The organism is Candidatus Krumholzibacteriia bacterium, from assembly GCA_035268685.1.
In the GTDB taxonomy this organism is placed as follows: Bacteria; Krumholzibacteriota; Krumholzibacteriia; order JAJRXK01; family JAJRXK01; genus JAJRXK01.
The window spans coordinates 14,820-31,356 of the sequence record DATFKK010000026.1 but is presented as its reverse complement, the minus strand read 5'-3'; the positions used below and the strand labels follow the sequence as shown (position 1 = coordinate 31,356).

General features: G+C 68.0%; 17 protein-coding genes. All 17 read right to left on the bottom strand.

Features of this window, described 5'->3' with window-relative positions:
• Positions 1 to 1,494: hypothetical protein (locus VKA86_02840; protein HKK70125.1), on the bottom strand; the 1,494-nt coding region annotated here is incomplete at its 3' end.
• Positions 1,491 to 2,018, bottom strand: coding sequence for a hypothetical protein (locus VKA86_02835; GenBank protein HKK70124.1), 528 nt, complete (start codon positions 2,016 to 2,018; stop codon positions 1,491 to 1,493). The genes VKA86_02835 and VKA86_02840, both read right to left, overlap by 4 nt.
• A gap of 164 nt (positions 2,019 to 2,182) precedes the next feature.
• A complete protein-coding gene (gene fliJ / locus VKA86_02830) occupies positions 2,183 to 2,632 on the bottom strand; it encodes a flagellar export protein FliJ (protein ID HKK70123.1) in 450 nt (149 codons plus the stop codon).
• Complete coding sequence (locus tag VKA86_02825) at positions 2,632 to 3,954, bottom strand: FliI/YscN family ATPase (GenBank protein HKK70122.1); 1,323 nt, start codon at positions 3,952 to 3,954, stop codon at positions 2,632 to 2,634. The genes fliJ and VKA86_02825 overlap by 1 nt, the downstream gene beginning before the upstream one ends.
• The gene (locus tag VKA86_02820; GenBank protein ID HKK70121.1) at positions 3,951 to 4,613 is read right to left on the bottom strand and encodes a FliH/SctL family protein; all 663 of its coding nucleotides are present in this window, start codon (positions 4,611 to 4,613) and stop codon (positions 3,951 to 3,953) included. Before VKA86_02820 ends, VKA86_02825 begins: the two co-directional genes overlap by 4 nt.
• Positions 4,600 to 5,607: a flagellar motor switch protein FliG gene (gene fliG / locus VKA86_02815; protein ID HKK70120.1), complete on the bottom strand. Its 1,008-nt coding sequence runs from the start codon at positions 5,605 to 5,607 to the stop codon at positions 4,600 to 4,602. Before fliG ends, VKA86_02820 begins: the two co-directional genes overlap by 14 nt.
• A gap of 3 nt (positions 5,608 to 5,610) precedes the next feature.
• Positions 5,611 to 7,107: a flagellar basal-body MS-ring/collar protein FliF gene (gene fliF / locus VKA86_02810; protein ID HKK70119.1), complete on the bottom strand. Its 1,497-nt coding sequence runs from the start codon at positions 7,105 to 7,107 to the stop codon at positions 5,611 to 5,613.
• A 37-nt stretch (positions 7,108 to 7,144) separates the two neighbouring features.
• Positions 7,145 to 7,444 carry a flagellar hook-basal body complex protein FliE gene (fliE, locus tag VKA86_02805; protein HKK70118.1) on the bottom strand — a complete coding sequence of 100 codons (300 nt, stop codon included), beginning with the start codon at positions 7,442 to 7,444 and terminating at the stop codon, positions 7,145 to 7,147.
• 25 nt (positions 7,445 to 7,469) lie between these two features.
• A complete protein-coding gene (gene flgC / locus VKA86_02800) occupies positions 7,470 to 7,967 on the bottom strand; it encodes a flagellar basal body rod protein FlgC (GenBank protein ID HKK70117.1) in 498 nt (165 codons plus the stop codon).
• 39 nt (positions 7,968 to 8,006) lie between these two features.
• Entirely contained in the window at positions 8,007 to 8,420 is a 414-nt protein-coding gene (gene flgB, locus VKA86_02795; GenBank protein ID HKK70116.1) for a flagellar basal body rod protein FlgB, read from the bottom strand.
• Positions 8,421 to 8,448: 28 nt separating this feature from the next.
• On the bottom strand, positions 8,449 to 9,819 hold the full coding sequence (locus tag VKA86_02790) for a sigma-54 dependent transcriptional regulator (protein HKK70115.1): 1,371 nt from the start codon (positions 9,817 to 9,819) through the stop codon (positions 8,449 to 8,451).
• Positions 9,816 to 10,562, bottom strand: coding sequence for a HAMP domain-containing sensor histidine kinase (locus VKA86_02785; GenBank protein HKK70114.1), 747 nt, complete (start codon positions 10,560 to 10,562; stop codon positions 9,816 to 9,818). The genes VKA86_02790 and VKA86_02785 overlap by 4 nt, the downstream gene beginning before the upstream one ends.
• Positions 10,559 to 10,969, bottom strand: coding sequence for a hypothetical protein (locus VKA86_02780; protein ID HKK70113.1), 411 nt, complete (start codon positions 10,967 to 10,969; stop codon positions 10,559 to 10,561). The genes VKA86_02785 and VKA86_02780 overlap by 4 nt, the downstream gene beginning before the upstream one ends.
• Positions 10,966 to 11,994 (bottom strand): hypothetical protein, encoded by a 1,029-nt coding sequence (locus VKA86_02775; protein ID HKK70112.1) that lies wholly within the window; start codon positions 11,992 to 11,994, stop codon positions 10,966 to 10,968. The genes VKA86_02780 and VKA86_02775 overlap by 4 nt, the downstream gene beginning before the upstream one ends.
• A 315-nt stretch (positions 11,995 to 12,309) precedes the next feature.
• Complete coding sequence (locus tag VKA86_02770) at positions 12,310 to 13,740, bottom strand: sigma-54 dependent transcriptional regulator (protein ID HKK70111.1); 1,431 nt, start codon at positions 13,738 to 13,740, stop codon at positions 12,310 to 12,312.
• 2 nt (positions 13,741 to 13,742) lie between these two features.
• Positions 13,743 to 15,866: an ATP-binding protein gene (locus tag VKA86_02765; protein ID HKK70110.1), complete on the bottom strand. Its 2,124-nt coding sequence runs from the start codon at positions 15,864 to 15,866 to the stop codon at positions 13,743 to 13,745.
• A 137-nt stretch (positions 15,867 to 16,003) separates the two neighbouring features.
• The gene (locus tag VKA86_02760) at positions 16,004 to 16,405 is read right to left on the bottom strand and encodes a flagellar biosynthesis anti-sigma factor FlgM (GenBank protein ID HKK70109.1); all 402 of its coding nucleotides are present in this window, start codon (positions 16,403 to 16,405) and stop codon (positions 16,004 to 16,006) included.
• Positions 16,406 to 16,537 lie beyond the last annotated feature (132 nt).

The following is a 16,537-nucleotide window of genomic DNA, read 5'->3' as shown; positions in this document are numbered from 1 at the left end:
GTTCCTGGTACTGGCCAGCAGTTCCGATCGTGCCTGCTGGGTCATGGTCTCGATCACGGCCTCGCGCAGTCGGGCTCCGAGGTCGGCGCTCTGCACGCGAAGGGTCTCGGCAGTGTTCATCGCACGCGGCGCGGCCTCGGCGGGTCTGGCGTCCTCGACCACGGGCTGCCGATCTCCGAGTCCGGTCACACGGTCGTCGGAGCTGCTGTTCGTCTCGGAGGTCGTGACCGTCGTCGTCGGGCCCGCGGTCACCGACGGGCTCCCCGGCGCCGTGGGCTTCATCGGGGTCGCCTCGCCCTCGGGGCTCGAGTCGTCCGAGAGTTCCGGAAGATCCTGGAGATCGCGAGCGATCGACTCGGCTGCCATTGCGTTGGTGGACGTCGCCGCGGATTCACCCGTCGCGGCCACGAACGCAGCCCTCGCGCCGAGGTCGGTCGCCCGCTGGGAAGCGCTCGGACGTTGGTCGACGCCGCGCTCGTACCTGCGGACGCGCAGGCGTGCCAGAGCGTCGTCCATGCGGGTGTGGCGCGTGACCGTCTCGGCGGTCTGGCCGCCCGTCGCCGGAACGGTCACGGTCTGCTGCTCGGTCCGGGCACTCGCGAGATCACGCTGTAGCTGCTGGGCGGTGAACACATCGAGTCGCGGACTCGGCTCGGGGGTGGTCCCCGGCGTGGTGGCATCGTGAGCGACTGGTGCGGCGCGGCCTCCCCGAGCCCCGTCCGTCATGACCGGCAGGACGTCCCGCGCCTCGACACGCGCGCCCGCCGGCTCCCGCTCCGATGTCCGCAGGACCTCGAGCGTCGGCGCTGTGTCACCCTCGCCGTCGACGACGAGCGGTGGAACCGCGGACACCGCGTTCTCGTCACCGGCCCCGGACGGCACTCCACCCTGCGGGATCACCGTCGCCGCGGTCGCGGCGTGCATCAGCGCATCGGGGGCCGCGGTGATGGTCGCGAGACCGGCGGCCATAGGGGACTCCGTGCTCGCCGGGATCGGGAACCCGCTCAGGGGCCACGGAGTCGTGTCCGTCGTCGCACTCCCATCCACGGCCGCCGAGTCTCCGGACCGCGCGCGCTCGGTTCCGTCCTGCACGAGCGGTCCCGCCGTCGGGGTCGGATTCGTGTCCAATGCACGGTGCACGTCGGCCGAATCGGATCGCGACGGAGTGGCCGGATGCAGAATCGCTTCGTCGTCCGGAGACGCGAAGTTCGTCGTCCGTTCGGTGCCCGGGGATCCGTCGACGGTCGCGGCGACCATCGGGACCGGGATCGCGACGGCCGACGCGTTGCCCTCGGCTTCCGGATCGACCACGGAAGCGGTGTCGTCGGTGACGGCCAGCGGAGCCCCGCCCTTCATCGTCGACAGAACGGCGGCAAAGCCCTCCCACGACCCTTCGGTGTCGGCCGCGGGAGCCGTGGTCGACAGGGAGGTCCCGAAACCTCCGAAGAGCTGCAACCACCACGAGGCGGCGGTTCCCGGAGTCATGGGATTCATCGCGTACCTCGCAGGCTGAGCTTCGTACTGAGTTCGGCGGCAAGACGGGGGTCGACCTCGGACAGCAACTTGGCCGCGGCCTTCTCCTTCATGCGCACGAGGATGTCGAGCGCCGTCTCGCGGTCGAGGGAACCGAAGACCGGGGCGGCAGCAGCGGGCTTCATGGCGTCGAACATCTTCGCCAGCTTCTGCGCGCTCTTGCTACGGGCTTCACCGTAGCGGACCTGTTCCTCGCGCAGTTCCCCGATGGCCGTCTGGATCTGGTCGAGCTGCGCCTTCAACTGCTGGCGCTGCTGGGACATGCTCTCGCGCAGCGAGAACAGGCGTTCGCGTTCACGCGCGATCGCCTCGCGTTCGGCTTCGAGCGCGGCCATGGTCAGCTCGGCAGCGTCGATGTCCTCGGCGGCGAGCTGTCCGCCCACACTGTTCACCGCGTTCCGTGCCGACAGCTTCTGCGCGTAGAAGTACACGCCCGCGAAGATCACGAGGAAGCTGAGGGTCGAAGCGATCAGGATGGTCTTCATGCGCAGGCCACTCCGTCGAGAGTCGACCTGCCCTCACGCAACGCCGGTGCCACGTGCGTGATCATCGCCCAGGGCCGGATTCGAGGCCGTACGAGGGGGTTGCGGCGCGAACGGGGCGGGCGCGAGCGGAAGGGGATACCCGGCCCGACGGGTAGGACTTGCCGTCAGCCGAGGGGGTCTTCCCCGTACCGACTCTGGATATCGTCCAGGATCTTCCGTTCTTGAGCGTCGATTTCGGCCTGCCACCGGGAACGGGCACGATCCCGGAGGCGGTCGACGATCTCGACGCCGTGATGCGCTTCGATGGCGCGCACCCGCGCGGCCTCGGTTCGTTCCCTTGCCACCTCGAGTTCCCGGCGAGCCGCGTCCTCGCGGCGGGTGAGCGCCTCGGTCGTGGCGAGGCGCGCCCGGAGTTCGAGTGGACTCACCGGTGAGGCGTCGACCCGGCGCAATCGGGTGTCGTGGTCCAGTCGTTCCCGCCGCGCACGCTCGAGGGCGTCGGAGGCCCCGAACTCGTCGGCACGCGCCCGGGCGAGCTCGAGCTGCTTCTGTTCGAGCTCCCGCTCGCGCAGTTCGAGCACCTTCTGCAGTCGGAATCGGAATCGCGCGGGCATCAGCCCGCCGCCTCGGCCAGACCCGCGAGGAGTTCACGGGTCGTCTCGATCGGGACGTGATCGGTCAGGCCCTGGCGGAGGAACTCGTCGATCCGCGACCGCAGTTCCAGAGCGCGATCGAGATCGGGATTGGTGCCACTCGTGTAAGCCCCGATGTTCACGAGGTCCTCGTTGTCCTCGAGCAGCTTGAGCAGGTGCGACAGCCGCCGCCCGTGATCGAGTTGGTCGGATGAGGCCACCGTGCTCGCCAGACGGCTGACGCTGCCCATGACGTCGATCGCGGGGTAATGCCCCTTGCGGGCGAGGTCACGGCTGAGCACGATGTGTCCGTCGACGATCGAACGGACGGCATCGCCCACCGGATCCTGCAGGTCGTCGCCCTCCACCAGCACCGTGAAGAACGCCGTCATCGCGTTGACCGCGCTCGTCCCGGCCCGTTCGAGCAGCTTTGCGAGCACGGCGAAGGTCGAGGGAGGGTAACCGCGCGTCGCCGGCGGCTCGCCCACGGCGAGACCGATCTCGCGCTGCGCCATCGCGAAGCGCGTGACCGAGTCCATCACCATCATCACGTTGTGGTCGCGATCGCGGAACCACTCGCCGATCGACATGGCCGTCTGGGCCGCCCGTACGCGCAGCACGGGACTCTGGTCGGAAGTCGCCACCACCACGACCGAGCGGGCGAGGCCGTCGGGACCGAGATCCTCTTCGACGAACTCGCGGACCTCGCGTCCACGCTCCCCGATCAGGCCCACCACGTTCACGTCGGCGTCGCTGTGCCGGCTGATCATTCCCAGGAGTACGCTCTTGCCCACACCGCTGCCGGCCATGATCCCCACGCGCTGGCCACGGGCGCAGGGCACGAACGCGTCGATGGCCCGGACACCGGTCTGCTGCGGCAACTCGACCCGCCGACGTTCCATGGCGTGGGGAATGCGTGGCTTCGCGCCCACGTGTTCGCGCGTCTCGATCGGCGGGCCACCGTCGAGCGGTCGGCCGAAGGCATCGATCACGCGACCGAGCAGTTCGGGCCCGACCGGAACACGGAAGGACTGGTTGCGGGTCGTCACCCGCTGTCCCGGCGCCACGCCGTACAGATCGTCGAAGGGCATGAGCAGGAGGGCCTCGTCGCGGAAGCCGACCACCTCGGCCGACACATCGTGACGCCCGGCGTCGGCGAGGATCCAGCAGATGTCGCCCACCGAAGCCTGCAGTCCCCGGACCTCGATCACGGTGCCCACGACCTGCGTGACGCGGCCGATCGGGCGCGTCAGCGGCACCGAACGGACCAGCGTGGCCGCGGAGTGCAGGCGGTCGCCCCTCACGACGCCTCCAGCGCGGCGTCGATCGTCTCCTGCAAGCGTGTGAGCTGGGTGACCACGGTCAGGTCCCAGCCGCGGGACCCGTCGTCGACGCGGCAACCACCGCGACGCTGCCGCGGTTCGTCGATCAGGTCCTCGATCCCGAGGCCGCTCAGCAGGTCCGGCTGGGAGCGGAGATACGCCGCGTCGTCGGGATGTGCGTACACGGAGATCCCGTTGGAGGCCTCGATCCCTCCGAGCACGTCGCGCAGAGCACGCTCGACCACGGCGGGATCACGGTCCACACGGTCACGGATCAGACGTTCTGCCACCGCGAAGGCGAGCTCGGCCGCGCGCTCCGTGATCGACTCGAGCCGCGACTCGTTCGCCCGCTGGATCGCGTCGGCCAGCTGCGCGAAGGCCTCCTCGTCGCCGGCCCGCTGTCGCTGGAGCTCGGCCTCGAGCTCCTCCTTCATCTCGGCGCGGCAGGCAGCACGGATCTCCTCTTCGCTGGGACCGGGTTGATAGTCCTCGAGTTCGACGGGCTCGGAGAGGTCCGCCTCCTCCGGTTGCTCCCGCGTGGCACGCACCGCCTCGGGCTCGAAGCGCTCCGCTCCCGCATTCTGGACGTCCGGGACGAAGAGCCCGGCCGCGGCCGCCGGACCCACGTCAAACGATGACATCGCCGCCCTTTCCGGAACCGATGACGATACTGCCCTCCTCCTCGAGGCGCCGGATCACGTCGACCACACGCTGCTGTGCTTCTTCGACCTCGCTCAGCTTGACCGGTCCCATGTACTCCATGTCCTCGACGATGCCAGCCGAGGCGCGCTTGGACATGTTGCCGAAGATCTTGTTCTTGACCTCTTCACTCGCGGCCTTCAGCGCCAGGGTGAGCTCCTTGCTGTCGATCTCCTTCAGGAACTCCTGCACGTAGCGGTCGTCGAGCGCCATGATGTCTTCGAAGACGAACATGAGGTTCTTGACCTCGACCGATGTCTCCTCGTTGAACTCGCGCATCTCGTCGAGGATCTCGGTCCAGACCTCCTGGTCGATCTCGTTCAGGAGTTCGGCGACCTGCTTGCTGCCGCCGTACTGACGCGAGCCCTCTTCGTACTCACCCTTGACCTGCCGCGCCAGCGTCGACTCGACCTCGCGCACGTACTCGGGGTTCGGCTTGTCGATCACGGCCATCTTGTAGGCCACCTCGGCCTGCATCGAACTCGGGAGATGACTGAGGATCGGACCTGCGCTCCGCGGATCGAGATGACTGAGGACCAGTGCCACCGTCTGCGGGCTCTCGGCCTTGAGGAAGTTGCCCACGGTGAGCGGGTCGACCCGCTTGAGCATCTCGAAGTTGATGTCGTCACCGAAGCCCGTAGCCTGGCTCATGACCTTGTTCGCACGATGCTGACCGACGGCCTGCGACAACATCTGCAGGGCGAAGTCCTCACCCCCGCGCGAGAACTGCGCGTTCTTCGTGCGGAATTCGTAGAGCTCCTGGAATACGCGCTTGCGCTCATCGGGCTCGATCTTCTCGATCCGGGCGATCTCGGCCGTGAGCCGCTCCATGAGCGGCTCGGGCAGGCGCTTGAGGATCTCGCCGCTGATCCGGGGGCCGAGACCGATCAGAACGATCGCGGCCTTGCGCAGCGAAACGGTCTCGTTCGGAGCCACCAACTAGTCCTCCTGCTGGGCGAAGGCCTTCACCAGCTCCGCCACCTGATCGGGGTTGCCCCGGGTCCAGTCCTCGAGCGTGGCCACCTCGGAGTGCACGCCCTGGAAGACCTCGCCATTCATCCCCGTCGCGCCACCACCACCGACACCCGCGCCGCCGACATTGGCGCCGGCCTGCGGATCCGAGGCGTCACCGAGAGCCTTCGACAGGGAGCTGCGCAGGCGGAGCACCAGGAACGCGGCCACGAGGAACAGCAGGAAGCGCCCCACGAGGCTGGGCAGGTCCTGCAGCCAATGCAGCTGCTCGATCATCGTGGGCTCGTACGTGGGTGGCGTGTGGAATCGCATGTTGACGACCTCGATCGTGTCCCCCCGACCGGGATCGAGACCGACGGCGGCCGCAACGACGTTCCGGATGTTCGCCAGCTCGTCGTCGGAGCGGGGAGCGTACGTGGGTGCCTCGCCCTCTGCCTCGGCTTCCTCGTAGGTCCCGTCGACGGCCACGGCCACGGTGAGCTTGCGGATGGTGCTGCCGTTCTTCAGGATCCGATCGACGGTCTTGTTGACCTCGTAGTTGGTGACACCGCGCGACTTCGTGGGATCCTCGCTCTCGGCCACGCCCTCGGACCGGACCACGGTGTTCGGATCATAGGTCTCGGCCACCCGCTCGAGCTCCTCGAAGTCGAGGTCGGCATTCACGCGGACGGTGTATCCCTCCTGACCGAGAATGCTGCCGAGCATCTCGCTGGCCTTCGACACCAGTTCCTTCTCGAGTTCGCGCTGGGCACGCAACTGATCGTTGCTCTGCGCCGTCGCCGAGTCCCCACCCAGACCGGCCAGTGCACGCCCGGTGCTCGTTTCGATCACCGTCACCGCACTCGGATCCAGTTCCGGAACGTAGCCGGCCACGAGATGCTGGACGCTCTCGACCTGACCGCGGCTCGGCTGCATGCGCCGCCGCAGGGTGACCACGACCGAGGCCGAGGCCTTGCCGTGACCGGTCCGGACGAAGGCCGTACGCGGCGACATGTTCAGGTGGACACGCGCCCGCTCGATGGCATCGATCGTCTCGATCGATCGGGCCAGCTCGCCCTCCATCGCGTAGCGTTCGCCGGCGTCGAGTTCGCGTTGGGTCCGCCCCATGCGACCGTCGGCGATGAAATCGGCCCACGAGAAGTGGCCGTCGCCGACCAGTCGCTCGCCGGCGATACGGAGCCGAAGACGGTCGACCTCGGCGGCGGTCACCTCGATCGTGCGTCCTCCCGCACCCACGCGGTAGGTCGCGCCCTCCTGGTCGAGGAAGTCCATGACCGAAGCCGCCGACTCCGCCTCGAGATTGCTGTAGAGCACGACCATCGACTCGTCGTCGACCCACAGCGCGAAGACCACCACGCTGGTCAGCGCAGCCCCGGCGACCATGCCCGTGATCACGCGTTGGTTGAACGACATGGTCGTCCAGCTCAGCTTCAGTCGGTGCAGGAGGTTCTGGATGAACTCCATGGTGTCTCAGCTCTCTCGGGTGTTCCGCTTTCGGGGGCTAGGCCTGCATCCGCATGAGTTCCTGGTAGGCTTCCACCAACTTGTTCCTGACCTCGACCATCAGGGAGAAGGCCAACCCGGCCTCTTCCGAGGCGATCATGACGTCGTGGACGGCGACGTCGTCGCCCTGGAGGGCGCGCGTCTGCATGTCGCCGGCGTGATCCTGCAGCCGATCCACCTCGCCCACGAGTTCCTGCAGACGCGCCGAGAAACCGCCGCCCTGGGGTTCGGGCTTCGCTGTCGCCTGCTTGTAGGCCTGTTGCAGGATCTCCGATCCCACGCCTCGAATGGCCGCCATGTCTCGCAGCCTCCTTCGCTCCGGGCTAGATCTCCAGCGCGCGCATGAACATGTCCTTCGCGCCCTCGATCGCGGTCACGTTGGCTTCGTAGGCCCGTTGGGCCGAGATCAGGTCGACGAACTCCCGCACCAGGTCGATGTTCGGCATCAGGACGTAGCCCTGCTCGTCGGCGTCGGGGTGTGCCGGGTTGTGGACCAGCTTGAAGGGCTGTGCGTCCTCGGCCTCGGTGATCTCGAGGCGTGAACCCTGCGGAAGCTCGCGCCCGCTCCCCAGCTCGACCATCCGCAGGTGCTCGCGATGCGTGCGCAACAGATCGTCGAATCCGGTCACCTCGCGTGTCGGCATCGGCGGAGCCTGCGTCGGCTCGGCCTGTTGCAGGACGACCTGCTTGCGCCGGTAGGGACCGCCCTCCGGGGTCCGCGTGGTCTCGACGTTCGCGATGTTCTCGGCAATGGCGTTCATCCGCGCCCGCATCCCGCGCAGGCCCGAGGCCGAGACATGCATGTTTCCGAAGATCCTCAGTCCCATGATCGGTCACCCCCGTTCGTCGGGTCGGGTCCTCTAACCATTGCGACCGCTGATCGCGCGGCGCAGTCCGTCGTACTTCGCACTGAGCATGCGTGTGGCCATGTTGTACATGAGCAGGTTCTCGGCCTCCGCCAGGGACTCGCCCTCGATGTCCACGTTGTTGACCCCGTTGTCGAAGGGGGTCGGATCGAGTTCCACCTCGGGCTCCGGCATACGATCGGGCTGGCCGATCGGCAGGTGCGAGGGATGTGTGCGGAGGCCACTCGGCCCGGGCCCATCCCTTTCCTCGAGTAGCTGCTCGAACTGCACCCGCTGTGCCTGGTAGCCCTGGGTCTCCACGTTCGCGATGTTCTCGGCCACCACGCGGTGACGCATGGCGTAGGCCGAGAGGGCCTTGCGCAGCAGCGGCACGTTACCGGCGTCGATCAGATTCGAAATCGCGTCCATGGTCGTCCTCCGTCGGTCGGTGTCCGGATCAGCCCGGGATCGCCAGACCCTCGCCCCGGTACTGGTTGATCTTGTTGCGCAGGGTGCGCACGCTGATCCCGAGCATCTCGGCCGCACGCGTGCGATTGCCGCCGGTCAGGTCGAGCCGGCGCAGGATCAGCTCACGCTCCATGTCGCGCAGGGTGAGCTGGGAATCGTCCAGATGCGCCGCGCGTCCGGGACCCGTCTCCTCGGTGTCGAGTCGGAGGTCTCCCCGATCGAGCCGCTCGTTCTCGGTCAGGATCACCGATCGCTCGAGGCAGTTCTCCAGCTCGCGAACGTTGCCTCTCCACGAGTGCTCGATGATCTTCTGCATGGCGGCGTCGGTCACGTCCATCAACGAGCGTTCGTTCTCGGCGCAGGCGCGCTCGACGAAGTGCTGTACCAGCATGGGAATGTCCTCACGCCGCTCCCGCAGCGCGGGCACGTGCAGCGGAATGACGTTCAGGCGGTAGTAGAAGTCCTCCTTGAAGCGGCCTTCCCGGACTTCCTTCTTCAGATCGCGGTTGCTGGTCGCGATGACGCGCACGTCGACCTTGATCGACGCCTTGCCACCGATCCGCATGATCTCGCGCTCCTGGAGCACACGCAGCAGCTTGGCCTGCATGTTCGGCGCGATCTCGGTGACCTCGTCGAGCAGCAGGGTGCCCCCGTGGGCGAGTTCGAACATGCCTTCGCGCCGCGCGATGGCATTCGTGAAAGCCCCCTTCTCGTGGCCGAAGAGCTCGGCCTCGAGCAGGCTCTCGGGAATCGCCGCGCAGTTGATGCGGATGTACGGGCCCTTGTGGCGCACGCTCAACTCGTGGATGGCGCGTGCGGCCAGTTCCTTCCCCGTACCGCTCTCCCCGGTCAGGAGCACCGTTCCCCGCGTGTCGGCGATCTTCTCGATGTCGCGCTTGAGCTCCTGCATGGTCGGCGAGCTTCCGAGCATGCCACCGAAGCGCTGGGACCGACGAATGGTCTTGCGCAGGTTCTGGTTCTCCTTCATGAGCAGCGTACGCTCGCTGGCCCGGTCGAGCGTCGCCCGCAGCTCGTCCATCGAGAACGGCTTGACCAGGTAGTCGTAAGCGCCCTCGCGCAGGGCGTCGACGGCGCTGCTCACGTTCGAGTCGGCCGAGACGACGATCACCGTCGGTGCGTTCTCGAGCTCGTGGAGCTGCTTCATGACGTCGAGACCGGAGATCCCGGGGAGATTCATGTCGAGGAGCATGAGGTCGAAGTCTCGCGACGACATCGACGACAGTGCCTCCTCGCCATTACCTGCCGTGCGCACCTCGAAGTCCTGGGCGAGCTGCGCGCGCAAGAGATCGCGCGTGGCCTGCTCGTCCTCGACGACGAGGACGCTGCGGGATTGCTTCATGATCTTCCTCCTGACGGTGTCCGCCGTTCGGGCTGCGACGGCAGATGCCGTCCACGAATGGTCGCCACGGTTCCTCCGTCCGACGCGTTGGTCAGACCGAGGTCGAGGTCGTGGCGTTGCAGGTAGGTCCGGCTCAGATAGGTGCCGAGGCCCAGGTGGCCGGGCTTTCGTGAATAGAAGGCCGTGCCCACGCGCTCGGCGACGTCCGGTGTCATCCCCGGACCGTCGTCCTCCACGCAGACCGTCCAGTGATCGGCGTCCTGCTCGAGTGTCAGACGCACCGCGCGCTCCGGACCCGGGAGCAGTGCGGTCGCTTCGCAGGCGTTGTCGACGAGAGCGGCCACCGCCTCGGTCAGGGCCTCACCGTCGCCGCGGACGAGGAGGTCGCCGTCGAGGTCGAATCGGACGTCGATGCCGGCGGCTGCGGATGCGAGGCGCTGCCGACTTCGGCGTACGGCGGCCCGCAGCACCATGCCGAGCGAGTGCTCGGCCACGGGACGTCCGACCTGACGGCCGGCGTCGAGCCGGGACTGCAGGCTCTCGATACGTTCGAGCTGCTCGATGATCCGTGTCGCCCACTGTCGGCGCCGTTCCTCCGGAACGTCGCTCTCGGCCAGCAGTTCGGCGTAGCCGCGGACCGAGGTCAGCGAATTGCGGAAGCGGTGGAGCATGCGGCCCAGCAGACCGATACCGTCTTCGGTCACGGTTCCGTCGCTCAGTGCGCGCAGCAGCGTCTCGGTCATGGTGTCGTCCTCATGGCCTGGGCCGAAAGGTTGGGGTCGGTCTCGGGCTCTGCCTCGGTCACACCGGCGCCCTGGACGATCCAGCGGTCGGTCTCCCGCTCGGCGAGCAGGATCTGCTCGATACGGTCGGTCAGACGCCGCAACAGCTTGTCGAGCTCGGCGCCTTGCGAGCTCGCGGTGGCCGCGCTGTCCTCGCGCCACGCGTGCTTGTCGTCGGCGATGGTGCGGTCGATCGATGCGATCTCGGCCAGCAGGTCCTGCTTGCGCTCGTTCACGGCGTTCAACTCGCCCAGCGGACGGCAATGACGCACGATCTCGGCACCCTGCCGGGCCAGTTCGAGGATCTCGGCGTAGAGATCCAGTTCCCGGCGGTAGGCCAGGATCAAGCGACCGATCACGTCCTTCACCGCGTCTCCTCGGTGCCGGGCAGCGTGCGACCGAAGGGGCGCAGCGCTGCGTCGATGTCCTGGAGTTCCCGCACCTGCGCCAGACGCGTGCAGGCGTCGTCACGCCACGGGGTGTCGCCCTCGCGCTCGCAGATGCTCCGGAACAGGTGCTCGGCCTCGTCGAATTCTCCGGCGGTCGCGGCCAGCCCCGCCGTCTGGTACGTGGCCCACGCACTCAGTCGACCGACGTCGTGCTCGCGGCAGGCCCTCAGGAGCGGCAGGGCACGCTCGGTCCGTCCCGACGCGAGGTAGGTGTCGCCCAGCCCCCAGACGGTCAGGGCCAGCTGTCGCGCGCTCAGATCACGCTGACGGGCCAGGAGAGCGCGATAGTGACCCAGCGCGGCCTGGTCGTCGTCGTGGCGCTGGTGGAGTCGTGCGAGCTCGAGCACGCAAGCCGGATCCGGGTCGCCGTCGATTTCCTCGATCCGACGCGCCATGTCCAGCGCCGGGTCGACGGCGTCGGGCAAGGTGGCGAGGAAGGCCAGCACGCGCGCGAGGTGCGGCGTCCAGGAGGGATCATCGGAGCGGTCGAGCATCTGGTCGGCGAAGTCCGAGACCAGGCTGCTGTCGCCCAGCTCCAGGGCGACCTCCATGCGCTCGGACAGGATGACGTCGGCGAACTCCTTGTTCTTGTCGGCGATCTCGGCGCGGCCGTACCACTCGAGCGCACGCAGGCGCAGGCCGAGATGATGATGGTTGCGGGCCAACGAGAGCAGCGGCAGGACCTTGCCCGTGAGCACGGCGAGCGAGGTGTCGAGCTCGGACTGTACGATGCGGACCGAGCGCGCGATGGCCAGATGCTCGCGCACCTCGATCTCCTCGGGTGCGACCGGGGCCGGCGGAATCCGCAGTGGATCGGAGTCGAGGTTCTCCAACCGCACGAGTGCGCGCTCGACCAGAGCCGTCTCGTCGGCCGCCGTCGCTCCGACCGCGATCACGGTCGCCAGCAGAACGGGTACGATGCTCACCGGGTTTCGCGCCTTCATGTGCCTGGGCCTCCTTCGCGGGGGCCGAAGCGCAAGACAGGTGCCGCTGAACCGTCGGGGGCCACGCGCGCACCCGCAGCCCCCGAGTTCCGTCCGTCGACCCGGGCCGTCGAAAGGCGGGGATCGTGTAAACGGTTTCTTTTCAATGTTTTGAATGGACGACCGACACGGCACCGGCGGAGCGGGGAACGACGATGGGCCCCTCCGTCCGGAGAGGCCCACCGTGATCCGGGTGGTCGATAGCTGGTCAGCCGACGGCGGGGCCCGGTCGTGATCCGGCGGCCTCGCGGCCGATGCGGATCCGATGCCGAACGCTCAGTCGGCGGCCGACATCGAGAGATCCTCGCCGTCGTCGGAGGCCGCCTCGGCGTCCTCGAAGGACTTCAGCTTCTCGCGGAGGGTCTGCCGGCTGATCTGGAGGATCCTCGCCGCCTTGCTCTTGTTGTTCTTCGTCGCCTTGAGCACGTGCAGGATGTGGATCCGCTGCACCTCCGACAGGGGCAGCAACTCGCGCCCGATCCGCTCGACGTCCTGATCGTCGCCCGCGCGCGGGTTCTCCCCCCGCACCACGTGCGGCGGGAGATGATGCGGGAGGACCCGCTCGGGCTCCTCCAGGATCATGATGCGACGGATCATGTTGCGCAGTTCACGGACGTTGCCCGGCCACGGGTAGCGCACGAGCAACTCGCAGAGTTCGTCGCTCGGCGGCTCGCACTCCAGGCCGAGCTCGCGATTGAAACTCTCGACGAACACGCGCACGAGCGTGGGAACGTCCTCGGGACGATCGCGCAGCGCGGGCAGGTTCAGTCGGATCACCGACAGGCGCTGCGCCAGATCGTTGCGGAACATGCCGTCCTGGATCGCACTCTCGATCTGACGGTTCGTGGCCGCCACGATGCGCGCCCGCACCGGACGATCCTCCTTGCCCCCCACGCGCCGCAACTTGCGGTTCTCGACCACCCGCAGCAGGCGGCTCTGCAGGGTCACGCCGAGCTCGCCGATCTCGTCGAGGAAGATGGTCCCCTGCCCGGCGAGCTCGAACAGACCCTCTTTGGCCGACTTCGCATCGGTGAAGGCGCCCTTCTCGTGCCCGAACAACTCGCTCTCGAGCAGCGATTCCGGAACGGCGGCGCAGTTGATCTCCATGAAGGGTGCGCCCGGATGGCTGACCTCGTGGATCGCCCGTGCGACGATCTCCTTGCCGGTTCCGCTCTCGCCGAGAATCAGCACCTCGGCCTCGTTGCCGGCCCGGCTGCGACCGAGCTTCTCGACGATCTCACTGACCTCCGACAGTCCCGGAGTGCGACGCAGCATTTCCAGGTACATGCCGCCCGTCTCGTGCTCGTGCGCTCGAGCCAGGTCGGCCGAACGCTGCCGGAGCCGTGCCTTCAGCGCCGAGGCGACCTTGGTCTTCATGTCGCCGAGCGTGTAGGGCTTCTGCACGAAGTCGTAGGCCCCGAGCTTCATGGCCTCGACGGCCGTCGGTGTATCACCGTAGGCGGTCATCAGGATGACCGGTACGTCGCGACCCTCGTCGCGGATCGTCCGCAACACCTCCACGCCGGTGGTGTCCGGCAGCTTGAGATCGAGCAGCAACAGATCGGGGGCCTCGTCGCGCACGCGGTCGAGCGCGGTGGTTCCGTCTCCGGCCTCGTCGATCTCGTAGCCGTCGTCGGCCAGGGCTTCGCCCAGGGACTTGCGGATCGTCTCCTGGTCGTCGCAGATCAGCACCTTCTTGCGCGCCATGGTCATCCTTTCGCGTGCATGCGATCGCGGGTGTCGGTGTCGTCCCGGTCCTCGTCGAGAGTCACGCCTGCGGCGGCTTCGACGGGCACGATCGCCCGCAGGATCGTCGTACCGTTCTCGCGCAGATAGCGGAGGTCGCCGTCGTGCGCGCGTACGATCTTCTCGGAGATGGCGAGGCCCAGGCCCGTGCCATCGGACTTGGTGGTGAAGAAGGGAACGAACAGGCGGTCGACGAACGCGTCGGGCACGCCCGGCCCGTCGTCCTCGACCTGCAGTACGGCGCCCGGTCCACGGCGGCCGTCCTCGTCCAGGGGCGCATCGTCGCGGCGCGAGAGTCGCACCGTGACCTGCCCCCCGTCGGCCACCGCGTCGAGCGCGTTCGACACCAGATTCAGGGCGACCTGCTTCATGGCGTCGCGATCGAGTTCGCACGGGCAGCTCTCCGCGCCGTCCTCGACGACCAGCTCGAGAGCGGCACCCCGTTTCGCGGCGGGACCGACCAGCAGGTCGACCACCTCGGCCACGACCCGGGTCAGGTCGCCCGCCACCCGGCGTAGCTGCACCGGGCGTGCGTAGTCCAGGAAGTGATCGACCAGGTCGTTGATCCGCCGGACCTCGGACTGGATCACGCGGAAGTGGCGCAGCTTCGGCGAGCGCGGGTCGACGGCACCGGCCAGCAACTCGGAGCTGTGCAGGATGCCGGTGAGCGGGGTCCGCACGTCGTGGGCCCACTCGGCCGCCATGATCAACAGTTCCTTCTGCCGTGCCGCACGCCGGCGCTCGGCCTCGAGCGCGCGCTTCTGACGCAAGTCCTCGATCACGCACACGTGGTAGGTGTCGCCCGGGAACTCTCCCGGGATCCGCGACGCCACCACCGAGACCGGGATCGGTTCCCCGCCGTGCTCGGTCGCGAGCCGGCCCTCGACGGATCCCGGCGTGGTGTCGGTGATCGTCGACAGCCATTGTCCGAGATTCGGCCCTTCGCTCCCGAGGCGCAGGCGACCCGCCAGGGGCAGGCCCTCGACCACACCCACATCCAGCAGTTCCCGCGCCTTGGCGTTGGCGGTGGCGATGCGACCGTCGCCGTCGACGGTGACGATCCCACTCCCGAGATGGTCCAGCGTGCGTTCCTGGAAGCGCTGGAGCTTGCGGAGCTGACTGAAGGTCTGCGCGCTGGCCACCTCTTCGGTCAGGACCGTCTGGATCGTGATCAGGAAGTAGAAGTCGTCGCGGATCGCCTCGGACGAGTCGTAGTCCTTCTCGATGACGAGTGCTCCGAGGTCTTCGTCGCGGTGCCAGAGCGGCAGCACGGTCCGATCCCAGGGCTCGTCCATCTGCGCACACGAACGCGGGTCGTCACGGCGGGCTTCTTCCAACGGCGACAGCAGCGGTTCGCGGCCGTCGACCGATCGCTGCGGACGCAGGATGTCGATGGCCTCGTCGACCGCCGGGGTGTCCATCCCCACGGTGCTCCGCGCCGCCAGGCGCCGGCCCTGCTGGGATCGCAGCAGCAGAGTCGCCCCGCGTGCATCGAGGAACTTGCACAGCGAGGCCAGGAAGGTCTGGAGGGCCTCGTCCCAGTTGCGGTGCGTCGTGAGGTCCCGGCCGATGCGGTACAGCATCACCAGCTGGGCGACGCGCCCGCGGAGTTCGCGATGGGCGTCCTCGAGCTGCCGGTGGGCACTCTCCAGTTCACCCGCCAACGAGGCCATGCGCTCGTTGAGCAGGCGCCGTTCGTCCTCGACCTGACGCCCGTGATCCTCGAGGAAGCGCACGACCCCCCGCTGCTCCAGGCTCAGTCGTCGGCGCAACAGCGCCTGGTCGACCGACTCGCGGAGCTCCTGCGATCCGGCGTCACGATGGACGAAGTCCTGGGCCCCCGACCGTACCGCCTCGACCACGTGGCGGGGATCCGTCTGGCGCGAAACGGCGATGACCGGTGCATCGGGGAACTGGGCCCGAACCCGCGCGATCGCCGGGTAGGGTTCGTCCTGGTCGTCCAGATCGAGCAACACGAGCGCGGGACGGCTCGATTCGCTCGATGTGACCTCGAAACCGGCCTCCGCCAGCAGCGGGTGCGGTCCATCGGCCCGGCCGATCCAGAGGATGAGAGGCGTCTCGTTCACCTGACTCCAGGGGCATGGATGGAAACCAACGGACCTCCGATGGCCAGTTTCCTACCATGCCGCTGTCAGGGCGCCAAGACTTTTCCCGATAGGTCACGAAAGGGGTCGTGGGTGGCCGGGCGTGCGGCCACGCGGAGTCACTCCGCTTGCGAACCACCCGGTCCGGAGGCCGGAAGCTCGCCCAGGATCCCGCTCAGGCGGTGGGCGAGTTCCTGGCGTACCCCGTCGGTCTCGTAGACGCCCGCCCGCATGCGCTCCTTGACCTCGGCGATGCGTTCGGCGCGGACGTCCGGTGTCTTGTCGAGAGTGTTCCGGGCAGAGTTCATCAGCTCGCTCATCCGGAGCAGATCCCGCGCCTTCTGCGAGATCTGCACCTTTTCGGTGGCCTCTGCGCCCGCGGGCGCACCCTCGGCCCCGTTCGCCGGAACCTTCGACGGATCCTGCGTCGACCGGGTACCGTCCGTTCGATCCGTCGACGTCCGCGTCGGGGCGTCGTTCAGGGACTGGGGGCCGGGTCCACCGATGGGGTGCGTCGCCATGAGATCCTCACTCCGTCCGCCGGAACCAGAGTCCGGTTCGAAGGGGTTCGGGCCGGAACCTCCGGCCTCTGTTCCTTCGACGGGAACTCTAGCAAGTCCGGGTCCATTCGGACACCCCGCGCTCCCTTCCCG